This window comes from Phytobacter cepae, assembly GCF_054165735.1.
Map to the genome: position 1 here is coordinate 3894083 of NZ_CM135107.1, position 26155 is coordinate 3920237.

Annotated in this window: 24 protein-coding genes and 1 other annotated feature; of the genes, 12 read left to right on the forward strand and 12 right to left on the reverse strand. The window is 55.5% G+C overall.

The window, feature by feature from the left end:
• Positions 1-9: 9 nt before the first annotated feature.
• The 5 genes from ACUY4Q_RS18425 (at position 10) to ACUY4Q_RS18445 (ending at position 5170) form a co-directional block, all read left to right on the forward strand.
• Entirely contained in the window at positions 10-864 is an 855-nt protein-coding gene (locus ACUY4Q_RS18425; protein WP_458044156.1) for a co-chaperone YbbN, read from the forward strand.
• Between the two features lie 85 nt (positions 865-949).
• Positions 950-1867, forward strand: coding sequence for an SPFH domain-containing protein (locus ACUY4Q_RS18430; protein WP_458044157.1), 918 nt, complete (start codon positions 950-952; stop codon positions 1865-1867).
• Positions 1864-2328 carry an NfeD family protein gene (locus tag ACUY4Q_RS18435; protein ID WP_458044158.1) on the forward strand — a complete coding sequence of 155 codons (465 nt, stop codon included), beginning with the start codon at positions 1864-1866 and terminating at the stop codon, positions 2326-2328. The genes ACUY4Q_RS18430 and ACUY4Q_RS18435 overlap by 4 nt, the downstream gene beginning before the upstream one ends.
• 2 nt (positions 2329-2330) lie before the next feature.
• Positions 2331-4490, forward strand: a complete 2160-nt coding sequence (locus ACUY4Q_RS18440) for a PA5441 family protein (protein ID WP_458044159.1) — start codon at positions 2331-2333, stop codon at positions 4488-4490.
• On the forward strand, positions 4460-5170 hold the full coding sequence (locus tag ACUY4Q_RS18445; protein WP_458044160.1) for a DUF3142 domain-containing protein: 711 nt from the start codon (positions 4460-4462) through the stop codon (positions 5168-5170). The genes ACUY4Q_RS18440 and ACUY4Q_RS18445 overlap by 31 nt, the downstream gene beginning before the upstream one ends.
• Here the strand turns inward: ACUY4Q_RS18445 and cueR are convergent.
• Complete coding sequence (cueR, locus tag ACUY4Q_RS18450) at positions 5160-5570, reverse strand: Cu(I)-responsive transcriptional regulator (RefSeq protein WP_458044161.1); 411 nt, start codon at positions 5568-5570, stop codon at positions 5160-5162. The two genes, ACUY4Q_RS18445 and cueR, sit on opposite strands and share 11 nt — an antisense overlap.
• Positions 5571-5678: 108 nt before the next feature.
• Here cueR and copA point away from each other — a divergent pair, with 108 nt between their 5' ends.
• The 3 genes from copA (at position 5679) to ybaK (ending at position 9727) form a co-directional block, all read left to right on the forward strand.
• Positions 5679-8180 (forward strand): copper-exporting P-type ATPase CopA, encoded by a 2502-nt coding sequence (gene copA / locus ACUY4Q_RS18455; RefSeq protein WP_458044162.1) that lies wholly within the window; start codon positions 5679-5681, stop codon positions 8178-8180.
• 82 nt (positions 8181-8262) lie between these two features.
• Entirely contained in the window at positions 8263-9063 is an 801-nt protein-coding gene (locus ACUY4Q_RS18460) for a TraB/GumN family protein (protein ID WP_458047385.1), read from the forward strand.
• Positions 9064-9247: 184 nt separating this feature from the next.
• On the forward strand, positions 9248-9727 hold the full coding sequence (gene ybaK, locus ACUY4Q_RS18465; RefSeq protein ID WP_458044163.1) for a Cys-tRNA(Pro)/Cys-tRNA(Cys) deacylase YbaK: 480 nt from the start codon (positions 9248-9250) through the stop codon (positions 9725-9727).
• A 460-nt stretch (positions 9728-10187) separates the two neighbouring features.
• Here the strand turns inward: ybaK and ushA are convergent, their stop codons facing one another.
• A complete protein-coding gene (ushA, locus tag ACUY4Q_RS18470; RefSeq protein WP_458044164.1) occupies positions 10188-11840 on the reverse strand; it encodes a bifunctional UDP-sugar hydrolase/5'-nucleotidase UshA in 1653 nt (550 codons plus the stop codon).
• Positions 11841-12008: 168 nt separating this feature from the next.
• Here ushA and ACUY4Q_RS18475 point away from each other — a divergent pair, with 168 nt between their 5' ends.
• Together ACUY4Q_RS18475 and ybaL are read left to right on the forward strand one after the other, a co-directional pair.
• Positions 12009-13229 carry an MFS transporter gene (locus ACUY4Q_RS18475; RefSeq protein WP_458044165.1) on the forward strand — a complete coding sequence of 407 codons (1221 nt, stop codon included), beginning with the start codon at positions 12009-12011 and terminating at the stop codon, positions 13227-13229.
• Between the two features lie 232 nt (positions 13230-13461).
• Positions 13462-15138, forward strand: a complete 1677-nt coding sequence (ybaL, locus tag ACUY4Q_RS18480) for a YbaL family putative K(+) efflux transporter (RefSeq protein WP_458044166.1) — start codon at positions 13462-13464, stop codon at positions 15136-15138.
• Between the two features lie 178 nt (positions 15139-15316).
• On the opposite strand, the gene ACUY4Q_RS18485 is transcribed toward ybaL, so the two are convergent.
• The 10 genes from ACUY4Q_RS18485 to ACUY4Q_RS18530 form a co-directional block, all read right to left on the reverse strand.
• Complete coding sequence (locus tag ACUY4Q_RS18485; protein ID WP_458044167.1) at positions 15317-15514, reverse strand: hypothetical protein; 198 nt, start codon at positions 15512-15514, stop codon at positions 15317-15319.
• 84 nt (positions 15515-15598) lie between these two features.
• Positions 15599-16903, reverse strand: coding sequence for an inosine/guanosine kinase (locus ACUY4Q_RS18490; protein ID WP_458044168.1), 1305 nt, complete (start codon positions 16901-16903; stop codon positions 15599-15601).
• 63 nt (positions 16904-16966) lie between these two features.
• On the reverse strand, positions 16967-17929 hold the full coding sequence (hemH, locus tag ACUY4Q_RS18495; protein ID WP_458044169.1) for a ferrochelatase: 963 nt from the start codon (positions 17927-17929) through the stop codon (positions 16967-16969).
• A 112-nt stretch (positions 17930-18041) separates the two neighbouring features.
• Positions 18042-18686 (reverse strand): adenylate kinase, encoded by a 645-nt coding sequence (gene adk, locus ACUY4Q_RS18500; RefSeq protein WP_458044170.1) that lies wholly within the window; start codon positions 18684-18686, stop codon positions 18042-18044.
• A gap of 175 nt (positions 18687-18861) precedes the next feature.
• Complete coding sequence (htpG, locus tag ACUY4Q_RS18505) at positions 18862-20736, reverse strand: molecular chaperone HtpG (RefSeq protein WP_458044171.1); 1875 nt, start codon at positions 20734-20736, stop codon at positions 18862-18864.
• A gap of 165 nt (positions 20737-20901) precedes the next feature.
• The gene (gene recR, locus ACUY4Q_RS18510) at positions 20902-21507 is read right to left on the reverse strand and encodes a recombination mediator RecR (RefSeq protein ID WP_458044172.1); all 606 of its coding nucleotides are present in this window, start codon (positions 21505-21507) and stop codon (positions 20902-20904) included.
• On the reverse strand, positions 21507-21839 hold the full coding sequence (locus ACUY4Q_RS18515; RefSeq protein ID WP_458044173.1) for a YbaB/EbfC family nucleoid-associated protein: 333 nt from the start codon (positions 21837-21839) through the stop codon (positions 21507-21509). The genes recR and ACUY4Q_RS18515 overlap by 1 nt, the downstream gene beginning before the upstream one ends.
• A gap of 53 nt (positions 21840-21892) precedes the next feature.
• Positions 21893-23833 carry a DNA polymerase III subunit gamma/tau gene (gene dnaX / locus ACUY4Q_RS18520; RefSeq protein ID WP_458044174.1) on the reverse strand — a complete coding sequence of 647 codons (1941 nt, stop codon included), beginning with the start codon at positions 23831-23833 and terminating at the stop codon, positions 21893-21895.
• Positions 22496-22560: a sequence feature (DnaX frameshifting element), on the reverse strand. Its footprint overlaps the gene before it by 65 nt.
• Before the next feature lie 213 nt (positions 23834-24046).
• Positions 24047-24598, reverse strand: a complete 552-nt coding sequence (gene apt, locus ACUY4Q_RS18525; RefSeq protein ID WP_458044175.1) for an adenine phosphoribosyltransferase — start codon at positions 24596-24598, stop codon at positions 24047-24049.
• A 150-nt stretch (positions 24599-24748) separates the two neighbouring features.
• A complete protein-coding gene (locus ACUY4Q_RS18530) occupies positions 24749-25126 on the reverse strand; it encodes a DUF454 family protein (protein WP_458044176.1) in 378 nt (125 codons plus the stop codon).
• Positions 25127-25193: 67 nt separating this feature from the next.
• Here ACUY4Q_RS18530 and priC point away from each other — a divergent pair, with 67 nt between their 5' ends.
• Both priC and rsmS read left to right on the forward strand, forming a co-directional pair.
• A complete protein-coding gene (priC, locus tag ACUY4Q_RS18535) occupies positions 25194-25721 on the forward strand; it encodes a primosomal replication protein N'' (protein ID WP_458044177.1) in 528 nt (175 codons plus the stop codon).
• A 13-nt stretch (positions 25722-25734) separates the two neighbouring features.
• A complete protein-coding gene (rsmS, locus tag ACUY4Q_RS18540) occupies positions 25735-25908 on the forward strand; it encodes a pleiotropic regulatory protein RsmS (RefSeq protein WP_458044178.1) in 174 nt (57 codons plus the stop codon).
• Positions 25909-26155 lie beyond the last annotated feature (247 nt).

The following is a 26155-nucleotide window of genomic DNA, read 5'->3' on the forward strand; positions in this document are numbered from 1 at the left end:
GAAATGCCCATGTCTGTACAGAACATCGTCAACATTAATGAAGCAAACCTGCACCAGACGCTCGAACAGTCCGCCACTGTCCCGGTGCTGTTCTATTTCTGGTCCGAACGCAGCCAGCACTGTCTGCAACTGACGCCGGTGCTGGAAAGCCTCGCCGCGCAATACAACGGGCAGTTTATCCTCGCGAAAGTGGACTGTGATGCGGAACAGATGCTCGCGTCGCAGTTTGGTCTGCGCGCGATCCCGACGGTTTACCTGTTCCAGAACGGTCAGCCTGTCGACGGTTTCCAGGGGCCACAGCCGGAAGAAGCGATTCGCGCCCTGCTGGACAAAGTCCTGCCACGGGAAGAAGAGTTGAAAGCCCAGCAGGCAATGCAGCTGATTGAGGAAGGCAACCACGCCGATGCACTGCCGCTGCTGAAAGACGCCTGGCAGCTCTCGAATCAAAACAGTGAAATCGGTCTGCTGCTGGCAGAGACGCAAATTGCCCTTAACCGTTCTGAAGATGCCGAAACGGTGTTGAAAACCATTCCGTTGCAGGACCAGGATACCCGCTACCAGGGGCTGGTCGCGCAAATCGAACTGTTGAAACAGGCCGCGGATACACCCGAAATCCAGCTGCTTCAGCAGCAGGTTGAGCAAAATCCGGCGGATGCGCAGCTGGCGAGTCAACTGGCCTTGCAGCTGCATCAGGTAGGACGTAATGAGGAAGCGCTGGAGCTGTTGTTCAGCCATTTGCGCAAAGATTTGGGTGCTGCTGACGGCCAGGCGCGCAAAATGTTGCAGGAGATTCTGGCAGCCCTGGGCACCGGTGATGCGCTGGCATCGAAGTACCGTCGCCAGCTCTACTCTCTGCTTTACTGATCCCGCCTGCTAAATTTGGGGATCGCGCTGTTATGATCCCCAAATTTGTTTAGAATGACATCAAATTAAACAGGAGGTTTATTTGATGCTCATCGTCATCCCTATTCTTATCTTCGTCGCGCTGGTCATCGTCGGTGCGGGTGTCAAAATCGTGCCACAGGGATATCAGTGGACGGTGGAACGCTTCGGTCGTTATACCCGTTCTCTCCAGCCAGGCCTGAGCCTGGTGGTGCCATTTATGGATCGGATTGGTCGTAAGATCAACATGATGGAACAAGTCCTCGATATTCCTTCTCAGGAAGTCATCTCGAAAGATAACGCCAACGTTACCATTGATGCCGTCTGTTTTATTCAGGTTATCGATGCCCCGAAAGCCGCCTATGAGGTGAGTAATCTGGAGCTGGCGATCATCAATCTCACCATGACTAACATCCGTACCGTGCTCGGTTCCATGGAGCTGGACGAAATGCTGTCACAGCGTGACAGCATCAATACCCGCCTGCTGCATATTGTCGATGAGGCCACGAATCCGTGGGGCATCAAAGTGACCCGTATTGAGATTCGCGATGTTCGCCCACCGGCCGAGCTGGTGTCCTCCATGAACGCGCAGATGAAAGCTGAACGTACCAAGCGTGCGTATATCCTCGAAGCCGAAGGGATTCGCCAGGCGGAAATCGTCAAAGCCGAGGGTGAGAAGCAATCAAAAATCCTGAAAGCCGAAGGCGAACGTCAGTCGGCATTTTTGCAGGCGGAAGCCCGTGAGCGTTCCGCAGAAGCGGAAGCCCGCGCAACGAAAATGGTTTCCGAGGCGATTGCCGCAGGTGATGTACAGGCGATTAACTACTTCGTGGCGCAGAAATATACCGAAGCGCTGCAACAAATTGGTTCCGCGAATAACAGCAAAGTCGTGATGATGCCGCTGGATGCCAGCAGCCTGATGGGGTCGATTGCAGGTATTGCTGAGCTGGTGAAAGACAGCGCCAGCGAACGGAAAAAACCATGATCGCCCTGCTGTTTGAACATGCGTATATCTTCTGGCTAAGTCTCGGTGGCCTGCTGCTGGCCGCCGAAATGCTCGGCGGCAACGGCTATCTGCTCTGGAGCGGCGTGGCGGCAGTCATTACCGGTTTGCTGGTCTGGATTGTGCCCTTTGGCTGGGAGTGGCAGGGCGTGCTCTTTGCCGTGCTGACCCTTATCGCCGCCTGGCTCTGGTGGCTGTGGCTGTCAAAACGCGTGCGTGAACAGAAACCGGCTGACGCTGCACTTAATCAGCGTGGGCAACAACTGGTTGGCCGCCGCTTTACGCTGGACACGGCGCTGGTCAACGGGCGTGGGCACATGCGCGTGGGTGACAGCTCCTGGCCCGTGAGCGCAGATGAAGAATTACCCGCAGGCTCGAAGGTTGAAGTGGTTGCCGTAGAAGGCATCACGCTTCGCATCAAACTCCATTCAGAAAACAGTTAAACATGCACAAAATAAAAACAGGGAAATGGGTTTTCCTCGCGACGGCCTTTGCCAGCGCAAATGCTTTTGCATCATCAGACATGGGAAGTTGCCCCTGGGGCGTTGAAAGCTGTTATCTTTCAAGCCCTCCGGTGTTGGGCACTGGCAACGATACCCGCGATAACCTGCTGCGTCTGGTGGGTGAAAAACATGCACTGACGCCGCTCCGCCAGCCGGTGCCGGAAGATCTCACCCGCAACCGTAACTACTATTTCGGCGAACATATCGAAGAGTGGTATGCCGCGCCGGGGTCAGCCGAGACGCCCCCCGTCGAAGATACGACACTGGCTGAACAACTGAAACAACTCGCCCTGCCGCCGGAGCTTATCAAAGAGACGACCCTGAAAGGGGATGACTCTGCGGGTCGTTTTGTCTCCAATAACCGCGATTCGGTGTCGCAATTTTATGCCGCCCTGCTGGCGGAACCGTCGCTGACCGCCGATCAGCGGGCCGCGCTGGCGAAAGCCAGACTTCAGATCCCAGGTGATGCTGCCGATCTCAACGATCTCACGGCACTGGCTGCTGACCCAGATTCTGCGGCTGCCCATTTTCGTGATTACCTGCTGGCGGCCAATGATTTCTATCTGGGCAATTATACCGAAGCGGCTCAAACCTTTACCCGGCTGAAAGCCCTTCAACAACCGTGGCTTGCTGAAACCGCGACCTATATGTTGATGCGCACCGCACTCAACCAGAGCACGGTGAATGCCAACGGCGAGTACGGCGATTTTGATGTAAAAAAAGTCGACAAGGCCGCGGTCGGTCAGGCGCGGGACACAGCAAAAGCCTATCTCGACCAGTGGCCAAAGGGAGAGTATGCGGCCTCCACTCAGGGGCTGCTGCGGCGCATCAACTGGTATCTTGAGGACTGGGACGCGCTGGCCGCGCTGTATGAAAAAGCGTTGTTGCAGGCAGAGAACGGTGACGCACTGGTGGCGCTGATCGCTGAGAACGACAGCAAAATGCAAAGCAAAGACCTGACGCAGTACGACAGCTATTTCGTCAGCGCGCCGGATGCTCCGCTTATCACCTTTACCCAGGCGCTGCGCCTGATGCGCGAAGTAAAATGCAACGATCGCGCACCCTGCGTGGACGATGCGTTCCTGCAGAACATCAAGCCCATTTTCGAAAAGAGCAATGCGCTCGATCTGTGGCGCTATCTGACGCTTACGCTCGATTATGCGCAGGAAAAATATCCGCAGATTGTGCAGAGCATCAAACCGGCAGAAGCCCTGCCTGCCAATAACATTCTGTTGTTCAGCGAACAGTCGCTGTATGGCGAAGCGTTAATGGCACAAAAGCAGTGGCCGCAAGCGCGCGCGCACTGGCTGCATCTGCTTACGCTGAGCAAAGACGTTGAACAGCAGCAGTATTTGCAGGCCAAAGTGGCGGCGACGGACGCGTTCAGCGGGAATGTCGATGCTATTTTTGCCGCCGACAGTGCGGTGAAAAATCTGCGTTACCGTTCACTGGTGCTGAAAACCGTCGCAACGCCGGCGCGTCTGCGTGAACAGGTTGCCAACGGCCCGAATAACGAAGAGCGCACTATCGCCCTGCATACGCTGCTGATTAAAGACCTGATCCATGGGGAATATAAGACCTGGCTGGACGATAAAAAGCTCAGCAGCCATATCACTCCCCCGGTCATTGATAAAGCGTTCGACGATGTGGATCTGAATGTCTTTGGCTGGGACGGGAGCCAGGCGGACGGCGAGTACCACTGTGCATCGCTGGAAAAAACCGTCGGCGTACTGGCACAAAAACCGCAGGACGCTCATGCACTGAACTGCCTCGGGGAGTTCTTCCGCACCACGCAAGCCAGCGTCGGCGTCTGGAAAGAGTCACAAGGCAACGGCATGCTCGATAGCGCAGTCGCAAAAGCGCTGGACAGCGGCCAGTCGGATCGCCAGCGCTACTACCAGCAGGTTATCGCGGATAAGAAAGCGGAGCCGGAAGATAAGAGCTTTGCCCTTTACCGTGCGGTGATGTGTTATTCACCGTCCGGCTATAACGACTGCGGTGGCGAAGAGGTCGATAAGGCGCAGCGCAAAGCCTGGTTCACGCAGCTCAAACAGCAATATCCGGGCAGTGTGTGGGCACAACAGCTCAAATATTACTGGTAATTGCCGCCTTGCTACTGCCGCCCCCCACCCTGGCGGCAGTCAAGGCTGATCAGCACCGCGCATTCTGGCTATGGTCTGGCGTTAAGCCAACCCCGGCACTGAAGGATGCGCAGACCGTTTATCTGCACCAGGCGGAGATTCTGCTGCGCCCCTCTGGCGCGGTCTTTCAGAAAGTCGGCCTGCCGGTCAGCAAACTCACCTTCCCTCACATCTGGTTAACGGTGCGCCTCGAAACGCTGGATGTGCCGGACGCTGACTTGCAACGCATCAACCAGCTTCTGGAAAGCTGGAAGAAGGCCGGGAACGAGGTGGTGGGATTACAAATTGATTTCGATGCCGCCACCCGGCGGCTCGATAACTATGGCCTGTTCCTGAAACGGGTTCGGGCGATTCTACCCGCAGGTTACGCGCTGGGGGTGACCGGGCTTCTCGACTGGGCGAAAACCGGCAATATTGCGGTACTGAACACCCTACCCGTTGATGAACTGGTGATTCAAAGCTACCAGGGGCGTAAAACCGTACCGGAGTATGCTCAATACTTGCCAGCCCTCGCCGGGCTGCGGATTCCGTTTAAGCTGGGGCTGGTGCAGGACGGTGAGTGGGACGCCGCGCAGTTGCCCCGCTTCCCGGCGTGGTATCGTGGTACGGTAGTCTTTATGCTCAACCCCGTCAGGCATTAACCTTGTGATGGCAGCAGCCCGAGAGATTATCAATGATGGGGCAGTTCGCGCTGTCATCGCCAGGACAGGATGCCGCCAGCGACAGGAGCTGTTTGCGCATCGCTTCCAGTTCAACAATATGACGTTCAATTTCAGACACTTTTTGCAGGGTGCGCGCTTTCACATCCGCGCTGTGGCGTGCCGGATCGTTAAACAGATTCACCAGCTCACCGCACTCTTCGAGGTTGAACCCCACCTGACGCGCCTGACGTAACAGCGTCAGCTCGTTGATGTGCTGCTGCGTGTAGCTGCGATAACCGTTGTCTCCACGCAGCGGCGGCGTCACCAGCCCTTTATCTTCATAAAAGCGGATGGCTTTGCTGGTCAGCCCGGTTTTTTTGGCCACGATGCTGATATTCATACTTCCCCCTTGACCTTCCCCTTGATGGAAGGTTTAACCTGTTCAACAATCAGTACACGTGATTAATCAGGTCAATGTTTATACGACCAATCATACAGGAAATTAATTATGTCTCACATTATAGAGCTGGATCTGGACGGACTCTCCTGCGGGCACTGCGTTAAACGGGTGAAAGAGAGCCTGGAGCAACGTGACGATGTCGAGCAGGCTGAAGTCACCATTACGCACGCGCAAATCACCGGCAGTGCAGAGGCGTCTGCGCTGATCGACACCATCAAACAAGCCGGGTATGACGCGAGCGTCAGCCACCCAAAGGCTAAACCGCTGGCAGAGTCATCACTCCCGTCGGAAGCACTGACAGCGGCCACTTCCGAGCTTCCGGCAGCCGATGACCTTGATGACAGCCAACAGCTGTTAATTAACGGCATGAGCTGCGCCAGCTGTGTCTCCCGGGTGCAAAAAGCCTTACAGGCGGTACCGGGCGTCACCCAGGCACGGGTCAACCTTGCGGAGCGCTCTGCATTAATCATGGGGAGCGCCTCCGCCACAGATTTAGTCCTCGCCGTCGAACATGCCGGTTACGGCGCGGAAGCCATTGAAGATGATATGAAACGTCGGGCGCGCCAGCAGGAAACGGCGGTCGCGACCATGACTCGATTCCGTTGGCAGGCCGTCATCGCCTTACTGCTCGGCGTGCCGGTGATGGTGTGGGGAATGTGGGGTGACAATATGATGGTCACCGCCGACAACCGCACCCTGTGGCTGTGTATTGGTGTTCTGACGCTGGGTGTGATGATAGTGGCAGGCGGCCATTTCTACCGCAGCGCCTGGAAAAGCCTGACCAACGGCACCGCCACCATGGACACCCTGGTGGCACTGGGCACCGGGGCGGCCTGGCTTTACTCCATGAGCGTCAACCTCTGGCCGCAGTGGTTCCCGATGGAAGCGCGCCATCTCTATTACGAAGCGAGCGCGATGATCATCGGCCTGATTAACCTTGGCCACATGCTCGAAGCCCGCGCCCGCCAGCGCTCATCAAAGGCGCTGGAAAAACTGCTCGATTTAACGCCCCCCACCGCGCGCGTAGTGACAGAACAGGGCGAGAAAAGCGTGCCTCTGGCCGAAGTTCAGCCGGGAATGACGCTGCGCTTAACCACCGGGGATCGTGTGCCGGTCGATGGCAACATTACCCAGGGCGAAGCCTGGTTCGACGAAGCGATGCTCACCGGGGAGCCGGTACCGCAGGAAAAAAACACCGGTGACGGTATCCACGCCGGGACGGTCGTGCAGGACGGTAGCGTGTTATTTACTGCCAGCGCCGTCGGCAGTCACACCACCTTGTCGCGCATTATTCGCATGGTGCGCCAGGCACAGAGCAGCAAACCGGAAATCGGTCAGTTGGCGGATAAGATCTCAGCCATTTTTGTCCCGGTGGTGGTCGCCATTGCGCTGCTAAGTGGGGCTATCTGGTATCTGTTCGGCCCGGCGCCGCAAATCGTCTACACGCTGGTGATTACCACCACGGTGCTGATCATTGCCTGCCCCTGCGCGCTCGGGCTTGCCACGCCAATGTCGATCATTTCGGGTGTCGGTCGTGCGGCAGAGTTTGGCGTACTGGTGCGTGATGCTGATGCCCTGCAACGCGCCAGCACCCTCGATACGCTGGTGTTTGATAAAACCGGCACCCTGACGCGCGGTATGCCGCAGGTGGTCGCGGTTAAAACTGTTAACGGCTATAGCGAAGCGCAGGCCATCATCTTTGCCGCGGCACTGGAACAAGGCTCCAGTCATCCGCTGGCAAAAGCCCTACTCGAAAAAGCGGGTGACGGCGTGCTGCCTGAGGTTCAGAGCTTCCGCACCCTGCGTGGGCTTGGTGTGAGCGGAGACGTCGAGGGGAGTACGCTGCTGCTGGGTAATCAGGCGCTGCTTAGCGGGCAGAGCATCGCACTGGATAGCCTGACCGATGAGGTTAACGCCCAGGCGTCGCAAGGTGCCACACCGGTGCTGCTGGCGGTGGACGGTAAGGCGGCCGCGCTCTTTGCTATTCGTGACCCCTTGCGTGATGACAGCGTCAGCGCTTTGCAGCGCCTGCACCGGGCGGGTTACCGTCTGGTTATGCTCACCGGTGATAATCCTGTCACCGCCAATGCTATTGCCAGAGAGGCAGGCATTGATGAGGTCATCGCAGGTGTGCTGCCGGATGGCAAAGCCGATGCGATAAAAAAATTGCAGGCGGAGGGCCGCCGGGTCGCCATGGTGGGTGACGGTATTAACGATGCGCCCGCGCTGGCCCAGGCGGAAGTCGGAATTGCGATGGGCGGCGGCAGCGATGTCGCTATTGAAACCGCCGCCATTACCCTGATGCGCCATAGTCTGACGGGTGTGGCCGATGCGCTGGCAATTTCCAAAGCGACCTTGCGCAATATGAAGCAGAACCTGTTGGGCGCGTTTGTCTATAACTCACTTGGCATTCCGATTGCCGCCGGTATTCTCTGGCCGCTGACCGGCACCCTGCTTGACCCGGTGGTGGCGGGCGCGGCGATGGCGCTGTCGTCCATTACGGTGGTGAGTAATGCTAACCGGCTGCTGCGCTTTACGCCGAAGGAGTGAACCTTCCCCCGCCGTAATGGTGGGGGATTTGCACCTTTCCCCTCTACGCGCTAGCATGGCTTTTTCACTTCGGGAAGCGCGTATGGGGCTGTTTCAGCGAATAAAAAATTTCTTTCATGCGCGCCACTATGCCTGGCCTGCCATTGACGTCACCCTGCCTGGCCAGCGCCACCTTCACCTGGTGGGCAGTATTCATATGGGCACCCAGGGCATGTCTCCTCTCCCCGATGGCTTATTGCAAAAATTGCGCAAAGCCGATGCCCTGCTTGTTGAGGCCGATGTTGCCAGCAGTGGCTCCCCTTTCTCAAATCTTCCTGTCTGCCCGCCGCTGGTCGAGCGACTTTCCACCGAACAACTTGCCGCGCTCGACGAAACTCTGCGCACCTTAGGTCTGTCGCGAGAGGAGTTTGATACTCGTCCGGCCTGGCATATTGCGCTGGTGTTGCAGGCTACTCAGGCTCAGCGTCTCGGTTTACGCCCGGACTTTGGTATCGATTATCAGTTACTGCAATCTGCACAACAATTTTCGACGCCGGTGATAGAGCTGGAAGGGACAGAAAACCAGGTAGAGATTCTGCTCCGGCTTCCCGATGGCGGTAATGAGTTGCTAAATGACACGCTCACCCACTGGCATGAAAATGCGCGCCTGTTACAGGTGATGTTGAGCTGGTGGCTGGAGTCGCCGCCGCCCGAGGAGCCGTTAACGTTGCCGACAACGTTCAGCGCCTCGTTGCATGATGTGTTGATGCATCAGCGCAATCGGGCCTGGTGTGAACGATTGTGGGCGTTACCGCCGGGCCATTATGTGGTGGCGGCAGGCGCGCTGCATCTCTATGGCGAGGGAAATTTACCGACGCTGTTGCGGCAAAAAAATGGCCAATAATGATATTGGCCCGTCAAAGAGGAATTTCAGTTTTATTATTATGCCGAAACTCGCGCTTCGGGTGGCAAGATTGTCGCTCAATCTTTTGCCACTGCCAATACTCTTGCGCAAGATAGTACTATTTTTGCGTCCCTGGACGGGCGTATGCTGAACGCGTGAAATAACTGTGGTTTAAAGGACTGCTATGACTCCCGCCGTTAAGTTACTCGAGAAAAACAAAATCCCTTTCCAGATTCATACCTACGATCATGATCCCAATGAGACCAACTTTGGTGACGAAGTGGTGCGTAAGCTGGGGCTGAATCCAGACCAGGTGTATAAAACGCTGTTAGTCGCGCTGAACGGCGACATGAAACAGCTTGCCGTTGCCGTCACCCCGGTTGCCGGGCTGCTTGATCTTAAAAAGGTGGCGAAAGCGCTGGGCGCCAAGAAAGTCGATATGGCCGATCCGATGGTCGCGCAGCGTGTGACAGGCTACCTGGTAGGCGGGATCAGTCCGTTAGGGCAAAAGAAACGCCTGCCGACGGTGATTGATGCGCCTGCACAGCAATTTGCCACCGTGTATGTGTCCGGTGGCAAACGCGGGTTAGATATTGAACTGGCGGCAAGCGATCTGGCGAACATTCTTGATGCGAAATTTGCCGATATTGCCCGCCGGGAGTGAGGGTTTCGTGCAGGTTTATTCCCTCATCCGAGGGATGTGGGATTCTCAGTAATATTACGTTTTGCAGCGATAACACTGCGTCATGAGAATAAAACAGTCACCGCGATGACAGGATCCGGCTGAAAATCGACGAAGCGTATCCGCAGGGCCGGGGCGACGCGCAGGGATGCGCGGCGAGGGCGACTTTACATGGACGTTACCTTCGCCCGTCCCCGAGAAGCCTGAAGGAATACGCTGAGTGGACCGCGCCAGCGGCGATTTTCCTGGCCGGGAGCCCGGGTCGCCAGGGTGGTGGCGGTGAACCACCCTGGCACGTTCACGGGTTCTGTTGCTACAAAAAAGCATGGAACATAAGGTGAACGGAATGACCATCAGAGCTGCATTTCCCCCTCACCCTAACCCTCTCCCCGGTGGGGCGAGGGAACCGTCCATGCCCGCGGGGATGCCTCACATATCCCCGTTACTGCCAGCTTACCTCGCCTTTCGGCTCGTAAGCCCCCACATCCAGCGGCGAGTTTTGTTCAATAAACTGTTTGAGCACTTCAGCATCAATAAAGCCGGTATTCACATAGCCCGGTTTATCGTCGATATGCGGGTAGCCGTCACCGCCGGTGGCGTTAAAGCTTAACGTTGCCAGGCGGTAGTTTTTTGCCGGGTCAATGGCTTCGCCTTTGATTTTGAGATCGTTGAGCACACCGTCTTTTGCGACAAAACTGACGTTCGCAAACTGCGGATAGGCACCAGAGTCCGGTTTCATCTTCGCCACGGCGGTCAGGTAATCGGTCAGCTCTTTACCGTTCATGTCCGCATACACCACGGTGTTACCAAACGGCTGCACTTTCAGCACATCTTTATAGGTAATGTCACCCGCCTCAATGGAGTCACGCACTCCGCCACCGCTCATCACCGCAAGATCGGCACTGGTGCGGGCCATTTGTGCGGCCAGCAATACCCGTGACAGATTGGTTTGCACGAAGCGTACCTTGCTGCGATCGCCCTCCAGATGCCCGTTAACACTGCCGACTTTCACGCCAAGCTGCGCTTTGCCTTTATTCTGGAATGGCGTCAACAGAGAGAGCATTTGCGGACTCTCCTGAATTTCAGGGGTGAACAGCACACGTTCACTCTTACCGTTGTCGTAGGTCACTTTCTTCTTCAGGTTCACCGGAATGAGCTGGTAGCGCACCATCTTCATTTCACCGTTGCGAAACTCGAAGTCAGCACGTCCCACATATTTGCCCCACTCGTGGGCCTGAACGATCCAGATGCCGTTCTGCTGGTCGGGCGCACACGGCGTACCGGGCACATAATCCACCTGTTTTTTATTTTCAGAGGCCATGCAGACCGGATCCTGAGAGTGACCACCCACAATCATCGCCAGCGCACCTTTCGGCAGGCTGCGTGCCATCTCCACGTCGCCCGGCGCATTTGAACCATGCTCGCCGTTGTCATAGTGGCCCATATGGGTTGTCGCAATAATGACATCCGGTTTCTGATTCTGATTGAGTTCATCAATCACCAGCTTCGCTTCCTCGGCAGGTTTACGGAACTCGATGTCGGTGAAAAACTCCGGATTGCCAATCTTTGCCGTGTCGTCGGTGGTCAAACCGATAACCGCGATTTTCAGTCCCTGCCTGTCGAATATCATCCACGGCTTAAACAGCCGTTCGTTCGTACTTTTTTGATAGATATTGGCCGACAGGAACGGGAATTTGGCCCATTTCTCCTGCTGGCGCAGCACGCTCATCGGATTATCAAATTCATGATTACCCACGGCCATCGCATCGTAACCAATCAGATTCATGCCACGGAAATCAGGCTCGGCGTCCTGCAAATCAGACTCCGGCACGCCGGTGTTGATATCGCCACCGGATAACAGCAGTACGCTGCCGCCGTCAGCCGCGACCTCTTTACGAATGCCATCCACCAGCGTTTTTTGCGCCGACAAGCCGTACTCGCCGTAGTCGCTACGCCAGAAGTGACCATGGTGATCGTTGGTATGCAGAATGGTGACCTTATAGGTTTTATCCTGCTCATATGCCTGGACCTGGGTGCTTACCAGACTCAGTGCCGCCAGAATTGCCAGCACCCCGCTCTTTTTTAACAATTTCATGCTTCTCTCCCTGATTCATTAACAAACGCAAAAGTACTGTGCATTGCGAGAATAGACAAATAAGTTTTCAGAATTGCGACTTCCTTCAAACCTTAAGCGCAGGTATGTTAGCCAGATAATTATTACAGTTCCGAAACTTTTTACATCGCACACTAAGACAGAGTATTTATGGCAATCAGTGAAAACCCTCAACCGCTGACCGCTCCGTCCGGGTCGGCTGCAAAAACGCGCACCTCCTTCGGCATTCTTGGTGCCATCAGCGTGTCGCATCTGTTAAATGATATGATTCAGTCGCTGATTCTGGCGATTTACCCCATCCTGCAGGGCGAGTTTTCTCTCTCCTTTATGCAGATAGGGATGATTACCCTCACCTTCCAGCTCTCTTCATCATTGCTACAACCGGTGGTGGGTTACTGGACGGATAAACATCCGATGCCCTGGTCACTGCCGATTGGCATGTGCTTTACCCTCTGCGGTCTGGTACTGCTGGCGCTGGCCGGTAGCTTCGGCAGCGTATTGATTGCAGCGGCGCTGGTCGGCACCGGCTCTTCGGTCTTCCATCCGGAATCCTCCCGTGTCGCCCGTATGGCTTCCGGTGGCCGCCACGGCCTTGCGCAGTCCATCTTCCAGGTGGGCGGCAATTTTGGCAGCTCGTTAGGCCCGCTGTTGGCCGCGGTCGTCATTGCCCCTTACGGCAAAGGTAACGTGGCCTGGTTTGTACTGGCGGCGCTGCTGGCGATTGTGGTACTGGCTCAGGTCAGCCGCTGGTATGCGGCGCAACACCGGGTCAACGCCGGGCAAAAATCCACGCCAGTGATAAATCCCCTGCCGCGGAATAAAGTCATTCTCGCCGTGTGCGTGCTGCTGATTCTGATTTTTTCGAAATACTTCTATATGGCGAGCATCAGCAGCTATTTCACCTTTTATCTGATGAATAAGTTCGACCTGTCGGTGCAAAGCGCCCAGCTTCATCTGTTTGTCTTCTTATTCGCCGTCGCTGCCGGTACGGTGATTGGCGGGCCTGTCGGTGACCGGATTGGACGCAAATATGTGATTTGGGGCTCTATCCTCGGGGTTGCACCTTTTACCCTCCTTTTACCCTATGCAACCTTGTTCTGGACCGGCATTTTAACGGTGATCATTGGTTTTGTGCTGGCATCGGCGTTTTCCGCCATTCTGGTCTATGCGCAGGAGCTGTTACCGGGGCGTATCGGTATGGTTTCAGGGCTGTTTTTCGGTTTTGCTTTCGGCATGGGTGGCTTGGGCGCCGCGGTTCTCGGCGTCATTGCGGACCATACCAGTATCGATTTGGTCTATAAAATCTGTGCTTACCTGCCTTTACTGGGGATTCTGACCATATTCCTGCCCGATAACCGTCATAAAGGGTAATTTCCGTAGGGTCAAAGCCAGACTTTGGCCCTCAACTTCTCTTGTAGATAAGCACTTACAACCCGATCACTACGTTTGATGCCCCTCATCCCCTTTTTTTTCGCCCAACGTGCCATTTTCTTCTGAATTCAACAATTATTCACAAACACAATGGTTAAAATTGTCATAAACTGTAACTCGGGTTTTGGTTAATCGACCAAAATGGATCCACGCATCAACGAAAGGAGACGGAATGCATCACGCCACACCGCTAATCACCACCATTGTGGGCGGGCTTGTTCTCGCTTTTATCCTCGGTATGCTTGCCAACAAACTGCGTATTTCCCCTCTTGTGGGTTATCTGCTTGCTGGCGTACTGGCCGGGCCGTTCACCCCTGGATTTGTGGCGGACACCAAGCTTGCACCTGAGCTGGCGGAGTTAGGCGTTATATTGCTGATGTTTGGCGTGGGTCTTCATTTTTCGTTAAAGGATTTGATGGCGGTAAAGGCCATCGCCATCCCCGGAGCGATAGCGCAGATTGCCGTCGCCACGCTCCTGGGTATGGCGCTTTCCGCAGCACTGGGCTGGTCATTAATGACGGGCATCGTGTTTGGACTCTGTCTTTCAACTGCCAGTACCGTGGTGCTGTTGCGAGCGCTTGAAGAACGACAGCTTATCGACAGCCAGCGCGGGCAAATCGCCATCGGCTGGTTGATTGTTGAAGATCTGGTGATGGTACTGACGCTCGTCCTGCTGCCCGCCGTCGCTGGAATGGTTGAAAAAGGAAACGTTGGCCTGGCAACGCTGGCGGTGGATATGGGCATTACCATCGGCAAAGTGGTCGCCTTTATCGCCATTATGATGCTGGTGGGACGCCGTCTGGTGCCGTGGATCATGGCACGAAGCGCCGCCACCGGCTCCCGGGAGCTTTTTACCCTTTCGGTTCTGGCGCTGGCCCTCGGTATCGCCTTTGGGGCTGTTGAGCTCTTTGATGTCTCCTTTGCGCTGGGTGCGTTCTTCGCCGGGATGGTGTTAAACGAATCAGAACTGAGCCATCGTGCCGCCCATGATACGTTGCCGCTGCGGGACGCCTTTGCGGTGCTGTTCTTCGTCTCCGTCGGCATGTTGTTCGACCCGCTGGTGCTAATTAAGCAGCCGCTGGCGGTACTGGCGACGCTGGCCATCATCATCTTTGGTAAATCCGTCGCCGCCTTCTTGCTGGTGCGTATGTTTGGCCACTCACAGCGCACAGCGCTAACCATTGCGGCCAGTCTTGCACAAATTGGTGAGTTCGCCTTTATCCTGGCCGGTCTGGGCATGGCGCTGGATCTGTTGCCTCAGGCAGGTCAAAACCTGGTCCTGGCCGGGGCGATTCTTTCCATCATGCTGAATCCGATTCTGTTCGCGGTGCTGGAAAAATACCTCGATAAAACCGAAACCCTGGAAGAGCAGACGCTGGAAGAGGCGATTGAAGAAGAGAAACAGATCCCGGTGGACATCTGCAACCATGCGCTGCTGGTAGGCTTTGGCCGCGTCGGCAGCCTGCTTGGCGAGAAGCTGATGGCGCAGGGGATTCCGCTGGTGGTGATCGAGACCTCGCGCACGCGGGTGGATGAGCTTCGTGAACGCGGTATCCGCGCGGTGCTGGGTAACGCTGCTAATGAAGAGATCATGAATCTGGCGCATCTCGACTGTGCTCGCTGGCTGCTGCTGACCATTCCGAACGGCTATGAAGCGGGTGAAATTGTCACTACCGCGCGTGAGAAGTGCCCGAACATTGAGATCATCGCCCGTGCCCATTACGACGATGAGGTGGATTACATCATGGAGCGCGGGGCTAATCAGGTGGTAATGGGTGAGCGTGAGATTGCCAATACCATGCTGACGCTGCTGGAGAAGCCCCCGATTGAAGAGGCGGTAACGGGGTAGTCGGTGCTGTCTTTGCCCCTCACCCACGAAGCTGAGGGGGCGGAATATTACATCTTACAGCGATAACATTTCGCCATGAGAACACAACAGTCACCGCGATGACTGGGTCCGGCTGAAAATCGACGAAGCGTATCCGTAAGGCCGGGGCGACGCGCAGGGATGCGCGGCGAGGGCGACTTTACAGGGACGTTACCTTCGCCCGTCCCCGATAAGCCTGAAGGAATGCGCTGAGTGAACCGCGCCAGCGGCGATTTTCCTGGCCGGGAGCCCGGGTCGCCAGGGTGGTGGCGGTGAACCACACTGGCACGTTCACGGGTTCTGGCGTGACAGAAAAGCAAGGAACATAAGGTGAACGGAATGACCACCAGAGCTGCATTTTCCCCCTCACCCTAACCCTCTCCCCAGTGGGGCGAGGGGACCAATCGTGCTCGCATTTTTTTGTGGGGATCCCTCCGGGCTGTTACCTCTCCCAGTAGGACTCTTCCAGACTGTCTTCACGCTCGGGCAAACCGCGTGATAAGCGTGGGGCATGCTGGTTCAGCACCTGATAGCTCACGCGATTCGCATATTTGCATACCTGCGCCAGCGAGGAGTAGGTCAGCCAGGTGAAGCTGTGTTTGCTGGAGTTCGGCACATTAAGGCGGTGGTAGTTATTTGCCGTGATGTCATGCAGCAACGCCGCCAGTGCGCCATCCCCTGCCCCGTTGGTATTCATGATCTTTTCCGGGCCGCCCATATAAGGAGCGATGTGCGAGAAGATACGCAGCGGGTTCACACAATCTTTATGGCGCATCGCACGGCTGAATTCGAACTGATTAAATTCGGCAATGGCACCGGGCAACAAGGGATGCTGGGTTTTACGTTTGGCTTCATCTTCGGTGAAACCGGCCATATACAGTCCAATGGGACCCGCGGTACACAGCACCAGGTCAACCCAGTCCAGCGCCTTATCGGCTGCGACCAGCGGATCGCTCTCGCCGGTCAGCGCATGGGCCTCTTCTTCGTTCATCGCCAGAATCGACACGTGTTCTTTGAGAAAATCGCGCCACCACTGCGGGTTATCGGCGATGACGTATTTCGTGCCCAGCGTCAGCACCACCGGCACGTTATGTTTTTTAGCGTAGGCAACGGCCTGCATGGTGGCGGCCGGCATTGGCTCACCGGGGTTACAGCGCACCAGATAAGACGTCAGCACCAGGGCTGAAGCGCCGGCAATCACCGCTTCAGGAATGCTGTCGGCACGAAGCTGATTCATTTGCCCTGGGCTGATAGCAAAGGTGCGCTCACCGGAATCGTTGATCAGGGTAAAGCAGCGTCCAATGGCGCCATCAACACCCTGCAGGTAGTTAAGATCGGTACGGCTGGAGGTGTTACACAGGTAACGATAGGCGTAGCTGCCAATCTCGATGTTGTTACACATCACTCCCAGGAGGACAGAACGATCGTCCGCCAGCACCGAATAATTGTGCATGGTGTTACCGATAGTGCCACCGGCAAACTGATGGGTAATGAGATTGTCTCGCACCAGCTCCTGATAGAGCGCTTCGGCGACATCATCGGCGATCACCAGTGAATGACCGGCGCTTAATCCATAACGGGTAATAAACGCATCATCGACTTTGGCTTCAATATCCACCAGCGTCTGATCGATTCCCACTACCCAGGTCGCACTGGTCTCATTTTCAGGCTGAATTTGTTGCAGCAGCGGATCGCGGGCGTTTACAGGGAAATAGTGTTTGGATTTGCGTTTACCGGGAAATTTCATGGTCGTTGTTACGGCGTGAGGAGTGGGCCGGGAATGTTAGCACACTCCCCGCCCGGCGCGCGATTAGCGATATTTCTCAGTGAGACTCACCATCATCTCGATATGATCGGGTGAATCATTAAGTGCAGGAATATATTCATATTTCTCACCACCCGCTTCGAGGAAGAATTCCCGGTTCTGCACGGCTATCTCTTCCAGTGTCTCCAGGCAATCGGCGGCAAAACCTGGACTCATGACCTGAATATGCTTCACGCCCTTCTCACCCAACATTTTCATGGTTTCGTCAGTGTAGGGGGTCAGCCAGGGTTCACGCCCAAAACGCGACTGGAAGGTCATCATCACCTTTTCCGGCGGCAGCTCCAGCGCAGAGACCAGTTCACGCGTGGTATCACGGCAGCGCTGCGGGTAACTGTCACCTTCATCTGCATAACGCTGCGGGATGCCGTGATAAGAGAGCAGCAGCAGATCGGGCTCCCCGTGAAGGGCAAAGGAGGCACGCACGCTGTTAGCCAGCGCGGTGATATAAGCCTGCTCGTCAGCATAGTCGCGAATGAAAGTGATACCGGGTATCTGGCGTTTCTTTGCCAGAATGCGCCCCAGTTCGTCCCATACGGCACCGACGGTTGAGCAGGAGTACTGCGGGTAGAGCGGCAGTACAACGATGTGCTCGACATCCTGCGCCATTAACTCTTCTACAGCGCTCTCCAGCGACGGTGAACCGTAGCTCATACCGAGGGCGACGGGCACATCTGCAAGACGTGCGGCCAGCGCCCGTTGTTGCCTGCGGCTGAAGACCATCAACGGCGAGCCCTCTTCCATCCAGACGGACTGGTAGAGTTTAGCAACGCGCGGAGAACGAATGGGCAAAATGACGCCACGCAGCAGCGGCCACCATAGCAAACGAGAGGTATCAACGACGCGACGGTCACTTAAAAATTGCCGCAGGTAACGTTTTACCGCATCGGGAGTGGGTGCTTCGGGGGTACCAAGATTGGCCAGCAGAATACCTGTTTTCGCCTGACTCATTCGCGCCTCTTAACCATTGAACTGGTTAATGATTGTAACTGAAAAGCGCGTAAACGAAACCAATTGCAGCGATTGTTAAAGCATCCCCGACGGGCGTCGGGGATGAGCAGACTTAGCCGAGGATTTTTTCCAGTTCGGCACGCACGTCGCTCACGGCTTTGGTGCCGTCAACTTTAGCGTACTGGGTGTTGCCTGCTTTGGCTTCGTTCTGGTAGTAACCAATCAGCGGTGCAGTCAACTGATGGTATTCCACCAGACGCTTACGCACGGTCTCTTCCTGATCGTCTTTACGGGTGGTCAGCTCTTCGCCGGTCACGTCGTCTTTACCTTCCACCTTCGGCGGATTGAATTTGATGTGGTAAACGCGGCCAGAAGCCGCATGGACGCGACGACCGATAATACGGTCAACGATCAGTTCGTCCGGTACGTCGAATTCCAGAACGAAATCAACATTGATACCAGCTTCTTTCATGGCATCAGCCTGCGGGATAGTACGCGGGAAGCCGTCGAGCAGGAAACCGTTACGGCAATCTTCCTGGGTGATTCGCTCTTTTACCAGCGCAATAACCAGTTCATCGGTGACCAGCTTACCGGCATCCATGATGTCTTTTGCTTGCTTGCCCAGCTCACTGCCAGATTTAACAGCAGCACGGAGCATATCGCCCGTGGAGATTTGCGGAATACCGTATTTCTCCATAATGAACTGTGCCTGAGTTCCTTTACCCGCGCCTGGAGCGCCAAGCAGAATAATACGCATTGCGGAAATCCCCTCAAATGTCGATTCAAATTTTCAAAAAAGCGCTAAACGATACCACCAGAATGAGTATGGCTCAAGGAAGGCGAAAGGGCTGAAACGGTTAATGAGGGGATTTTATTAGGGGGTGCACACCCTCTCCCATAGAGGAGAGGGTGTGATGAGGCGTTTGAAGAACTTAGCTCAGCAGCAGCGCATTCACGCGCTTGATGAACTGGTTCGGATCTTCCAGCGTACCGCGCTCGGCGAGCAGCGCCTGATCCATCAGCAGTTCAACCCATTGCGCAAACTGCGCTTCATCTTGCGTGTCTGCCGTGCGTTTTACTAACGGGTGATCCGGGTTCAGCTCAAAGAGATATTTCACTTCCGGCACGCTCTGGCCCGCAGCGGCAAACAATTTCGCCATCTGGGTGCTCATCTCGTCGTTATCGGTCGTGACGATAGCCGGCGTGTCGGTCAGACGGTGAGTCAGACGTACCTCTTTCACACGATCGCCCAGCAGGTTTTTCACACGCTCAACGAACGGCTCAAGGGCTTTTTCCGCCTCTTTCACGGTATCGTCCACTTCATCAGCCAGTTTATCCAGTGACTCATCCGCTTTGGACACAGACTGGAAGGCTTTACCGTCAAACTCGGTCAGGTAGCTCATCATCCATTCGTCGATACGATCGGAAAGCAGCAGAACCTCAATGCCTTTTTTGCGCAGCAGTTCCAGGTGCGGGCTGCTTTTCGCTGCGGCATAGCTGTCGGCGGTGATGAAATAGATTTTCTCCTGGCCTTCTTTCATGCGGGAGACGTATTCATCCAGCGATACGGTCTGCTCAGAAGAGTCGTTGTGCGTGGAGGCAAAACGCAACAGTTTGGCAATGGCCTGCTGGTTGGCATTATCTTCAGCCGGACCTTCTTTCAGCGCCAGGCCAAACTGTTTCCAGAAGCCCAGGTATTTTTCCGCATCATCTTTTGCCAGTTTTTCCAGCATCTGCAGCGCGCGCTTGGTCAGCGCATTACGCAGATTGCGGGTCACGGTGCTGTCCTGCAGAATTTCACGGGAGACGTTCAGCGGCAGGTCGTTGGAATCTATCAGACCGCGTACGAAGCGCAGATAGTTCGGCATGAACTGCTCAGCTTCATCCATGATAAACACGCGCTGGACATAGAGTTTCAGCCCATGTTTATGGTCACGGTTCCACATGTCCCACGGCGCCTGGGACGGGATAAACAGCAGGCTGGTGTACTCCTGCTTACCTTCCACGCGGTTGTGGCTCCATGCCAGTGGGTCGGTAAAGTCGTGGGCGATGTGTTTGTAGAACGCTTTGTACTCGTCCTCTTTAATTTCCGCCTTGTTACGGGTCCACAGCGCCTGCGCTTTGTTGATTTTTTCCCAGGAGACCACGGTCTCGCCGTCGACCTCTTCCTGCTTTTCAATTTCTACCGGCAGCGCAATGTGGTCGGAATATTTGCCGATCACCGAACGCACACGCCAGTCGTCGAGGAAATCATCTTCGCCTTCACGCAGGTGCAGCGTAATTTCGGTACCGCGGTCTTCTTTAGTGATGTCGGCAACGGTGTATTCGCCTTCGCCCTGAGACTCCCAGAACACGCCATTTTCCGCGCTCTCACCGGCAGCACGGGCGCGCACGGACACTTTATCAGCAACGATAAATGCGGAGTAAAAACCAACACCAAACTGACCAATCAACTGACTGTCTTTTGCCTGGTCGGAACCCATAGATTCAAGGAAAGATTTGGTGCCGGACTTCGCAATGGTGCCGAGGTTTTCGATGACTTCATCGCGGCTCATCCCGATACCGTTATCGGCGATGGTCAGGGTGCGGTTCTCTTTATTGAATGAGACGCGGACACGCAGGTCGCCATCACCTTCATACAGATCCGGTTTTGACAGTGCGCGAAAACGCAGTTTATCCGCCGCATCCGACGCGTTAGAAATCAGCTCGCGCAGGAAAATTTCTTTATTGGAATACAGGGAATGGATCATCAGGTGCAGAAGTTGTTTCACTTCTGACTGGAAACCGCGGGTTTCTTGTCCTTTCATCTATCTCGACCTCAACAATGCCATTTAATGGATTAAGCCATGCTTCTTCATGCCGCAGACACGTGGTCTACCACACAATGCGCCAGGCTATTGAAATGATGAAGGGGAGATGGGGATATGGAAGGGATTTTTCAAGCGGAGGCCAAAAGAGCAGCCTCCGTTTGGTCAGAATTTAATCTTGTGGCGACCTGCCAGAGAGTGGGACAGCGTGGTGCCATCGACCATTTCCAGTTCGCCGCCAACCGGCACGCCATGGGCGATACGGCTGGCCTCTACGCCATACTGCCCGCAAAGCTCGGCAATATAGTTGGCAGTGGCCTCACCTTCTACCGTGGGATTGGTCGCAAGGATAACTTCTGACAGCGTTTCCGCCTCCAGACGTTGCTCCAGCCGGTCCAGACCAATGTCGTCAGGCCCGATGCCATCCAGCGGTGAAAGGTGGCCCATCAGCACAAAGTAGCGACCGGAAAACTGCCCGGTCTGCTCAATGGCGTAGATGTCTGCCGGGCTTTCCACGATACAGATTTGACCGTTTTCCTGCCGACGAGGATTACTGCAGATATTGCAGACCTCCTGCTCGGTAAAGGTACGGCAATCCGCACAGTGGCCAATTTCTGACATCGCGCGGGTCAAAGCCTGCGCGAGGCGCATTCCGCCGCTGCGATCGCGCTGCAAAAGCGTAAACGCCATACGTTGCGCCGACTTCGGGCCAACACCCGGCAGGCAGCGCAGCGCTTCCATTAGCTGCGTTAACAGCGGACTGGTTTGCATCAGAACGGCATCTTAAAGCCTGGCGGCAGCTGCATTCCGGAGGAAACAGAGGCCATTTTTTCTTTCTGAGTTTCTTCAATGCGGCGAGCGGCATCGTTGAATGCAGCAGCGACCAGATCTTCGAGCATCTCTTTGTCGTCTTCCAGCAGGCTGGGGTCGATTTCAACGCGACGGCAGTTGTGCGCGCCATTGATGGTCACTTTCACCAGGCCTGCACCGGATTCACCGGTCACTTCCAGCTTCGCGATCTCTTCCTGCATCTGCTGCATTTTTTCTTGCATCTGCTGGGCCTGCTTCATCAGACCACCCAGACCGCCTTTTCCACCGAACATAGGCTTATCTCTCTTTCACGTTTAAGGATTACAACCGTAAGTCAGACTCACGATCAAAGGGGGCGAATACTCTCTTCATCCAGATCGGCGTCGAAGAACCGACGCAGGGTCTGGATATTGTTATCCGCAATAATCGCCTCACGCGCCTGCGCGAGTTTTTCTTCATAGATGGCCTGTCGCCATTCCAGCGGCGTGCGTACTGCCGGATTATCATCTTCAATGATAGTCAATTCAACCGTCACGCCGTGAAGCCCGCTCAGCGCATCCGCCAGCGTTTTCTGTGCCGACGGTGAATTCAGATGGCGTTGAGTCGAACGCAAATGCAAGGTAATGCGGTTGTCATCCTGCTCTTTCCAGGCATTAAGCGCCACCTGCTCAACCAGCTTCGGCAAACTGAGCTGACTTACTTCTGCCGCCCAGGCATCACGCACCAGCGACTCTTCCGCCAGCTTTTTCGCAAGCTCAGGTGTTTTTTCATGTTCCAGCGCCTTTTTTAACGCCTTGGGAGTGGCGACAGTCTCTTTGACCTCGTCAACCACCGTCGTGGCCTTCCAGCGATAGGCCTCTTTCTTAACCGGCGCCTCGGCCTTTGCTGCACCTGACGGGCGGGATTGCACCCGCTCAGTCATTGACGCCAGTCTTTCGAGGGCGTTGTTATTCACCGGCCGCACGCGGGTTGCGGCTGCCGGTTCACTCTTTTTTGCTTTGTCGGCTCCCTGAGCGCGTTGCAACTGACGACGCGCGGCCAACACCTGGTTGGTCGCTTCCGGCAGGGCCGCATCCTGCTGAGGTTGCGGCGCGGGTGCTGCGGCTTCAGCCTGGGGGGCCAACTGCGACGTACTTAACACCGCCTTCGGGGCGACAGGAGCGAAAGCGTGCTGCGGGGCATCGGGTACGGTCAGCGGCTCACGCGGGTGAAATGCCAGCGCGCGCAGCAGAGTCATCTCCATACCCATGCGCCTGTCCGGAGCATAGGGCAGCTCTTTACGGCCAATCAGCAAGGTCTGGTAATAAAGTTGTACGTCGGTGGGCGGGATAATCCGCGCCAGTTCGCGCATGCGCTGCTCAATAGCCGCCATGTCACTGCCCAGTGCGGCGGGCGTTAACTGCACCATCGCAATGCGGTGGATGAGCATTTGCATCTCGACCAGCAGGGCTTCCCACTCAACGCCACGAGACGCGGCGTCATTGACCAGCGCCATCGCCCTTTCACCGTCGGCCGCCGCAATGGCTTCAATCAGCGCCAGTGCCTGATCGTCATTCAGGGTGCCAAGCATGGTGCTTACCACCTGCGCGGTCAGGTTGCCGTCACCGCTGGCGATGGCCTGATCGGTCAGACTCAATGCATCACGCAGACTGCCATCCGCCGCACGGGCGATAAGCTGCAGGGCGCGAGTCTCATGACCGATCTTCTCTTCATCCAGAATGTGCTCAAGCTGCTGGCGAATCTGATCGACATCCAGCGCCTTAAGATGAAACTGCAGGCAGCGGGAGAGAATCGTTACCGGCAGCTTTTGCGGATCGGTCGTTGCCAGTAAAAATTTGACGTGCTCAGGCGGCTCTTCAAGCGTTTTTAACAGCGCGTTGAAGCTGTGACGCGACAGCATGTGGACTTCATCGATGAGATAGACTTTGAATCGACCACGGGCCGGTGCGTACTGTACGTTATCCAGCAGATCGCGGGTATCTTCGACTTTGGTTCGCGAGGCGGCGTCGATTTCAATCAGATCGACAAAACGCCCCTGTTCGATTTCACGGCAGCTGTCGCACACGCCACACGGCGTGGCCGTAATCCCCGTTTCGCAGTTCAGTCCTTTCGCCAGCAGTCGGGCGATAGAGGTTTTACCCACACCACGCGTACCGGAAAACAGGTAGGCATGATGGATGCGTCCGGAGGTTAAGCCGTTCGCCAGTGCAGTAAGTACATGCTCCTGGCCGACTACGCTCGCGAAAGTTTGGGGTCGCCATTTTCGGGCTAAGACCTGATAACTCATTGGCAGGCTCTGAAACGCTGGAAGGTGAATTGATTGAGGGGAATGCTATCACAACCTCACAAAATCAGCGAGGTCGTGTCTTTCGGTAAAGATCAGATTATCGTTGCAGCCAGTTGGCTTGCGGACAGCGCGCAGTCGCCGGCGCGTACACGCTGTACGTGAAGACGACGAGCACTGCCCGGAATCAAAAGGGCAAATAAGAGAGTCTGAAGATTAGTGACCCGGGAAAGGCACTAAGCAATAGCTGGTGATGCCCTGTTTTTCCAGGCGTTGTTCACCGCCGAGATCGAACAAGTTGATGATGAAGGCCGCGTCGGTCACTTCGCCACCCAGACGGCGGATCAGTTTTACCGTGGCTTCGATGGTGCCACCGGTCGCCAGCAGATCGTCAACCACCAGCACTTTGTCGCCAGTCTGAATCGCATCAATGTGGATCTCTAACTGGTCGGTACCGTACTCCAGCTCATAGCTTTCTGCGATGGTTTCGCGCGGCAGTTTACGTGGTTTGCGTACGGGTACAAAACCCACCCCCAGTCCCAACGCAACAGGTGCGCCGAACAGGAAGCCACGCGCTTCGGTGCCGACTACTTTGGTGATCCCGGCGTCTTTAAAACGCTCAACCAGCAGTTCAATGCTGAGAGCGTATGCTTTCGGGTCTTCCAGCAAACTGGTGACATCACGGAACAGAATCCCCGGTTTTGGGTAATCCTGAATGCTTTTGATGCTGTTTTTGAGAAATTCAAGCTGCTGCGCAGTCGCTGTCATGGATTTTTTGCCTGATAGAAACGGTATTACTCACGGTACAGGTTACGTTTCGCTGTAACCGACGGTTAACATTTAACCAGTCGTACCTGTGCTCGAAAACGCCAGAATTTACTGGCTGAGCGCGACAATTGCAACAGCGATTACTGCCCTTTACGGTTTTTGTTGCTTTGCATCAACCACCGGCAGTCGCCACATAAAAATAAGCAGGCAGGTGAGGATAACCAGAAGCAGGATCCGTACCCACATCATCTTAACGAACCATAATGAGATGGCGAACGTCACCAGAATCACCGCAATCGCCCTCGGCTTAGCGCCAGGCGGCATCGCCCGATACTGTTGCCAGTGGCGTAAATACCCACCAAACCAGGAACGGTAAAGCAGCCAGTTATGAAAACGTGGGGAAGATCGCGCGAAACACCATGCCGCGAGCAGGATAAACGGCGTCGTCGGCAACAGCGGCAAAACCACACCCAGCGTGCCCAGCACTACCGCAAGCCAGCCAATGATGATTAAAATAGTTCGTTTCATAATGCGAATCGTTATCAAGATGAGCGGCTAATGTAGCATAGTCGCAGGTTTTTCAGGGGAGTCCGAAGTGAAAAGCACCTTGCTGTTACAGACGCTGGAACAAAAATTAGCAGAGCTGACCCGGGTGATTACCCCCTTGTCGACGCATGCTACCGTGAGCCCACGTTTTGACCGGCAGCTTTTTCGGACGCGTAGTACCCTGCTACGCGCCTGTCTCGACGAAGCGTGGGAGAATTTACGCGCTTTGCGCCATGCCGTTGAAGCAAAACAGTTACCCCAGGTTGCCTGGCTGGCGGAGCAGTTAACCTCCCAGGTTGCGGCCCTGTTACGGGAAAGTACGGCCTGGTCTTTGCGAGGATGGGACGCGGCGAAGCCGGGCATCGCAAAATGGCAACGTAAGCGACTTCAGCATCAGGCGTTTGAACAACGATTGATGAATATGAAACGCGAACGTGAAGAGAAAGTCATTCAGGTTGCCACCTTTGCCGAACAACAGCAGCTACATAAAGAAATTATCGCCTTTGATGAAAGGTTACGCCGCTGCCGCCATGCACTGGATAAAATAGAACGCGTATTGGCCCACCTGACACGTTAAACGAGGAAAAATTATGTCACTGGAAAACGCCCCGGACGAGGTCAAGCTGGCGGTCGATTTGATTATGCTACTGGAAGAGCATGAGGTTGCACCGGATACGGTACTGAAGGCGCTGGAGATGGTCCGCAGAGATTTTGAGAAAAAAATCGAACAACGATCAGCTGCAATGCCCGCCCCCTCTCCCTGACGAGCTGAGGGATCCCCAGAAAAAATGCGTGCACGAGTGGTCCCCTCTCCCTTGAGGGAGAGGGTTAGGGTGAGGGGAAACATGCGGCTCTGAGGGTCATTCCGTTCACCTTATGTTCCTTGCTTTTCTATCGCTCCAGAACCCGTGAACGTGCCAGGGTGGTTCACCGCCACCACCCTGGCGACCCGGGCTCCCGGCCAGGAAAATCGCCGCTGGGGCGGTCCACTCAGCGTATGCCTTCAGGCTT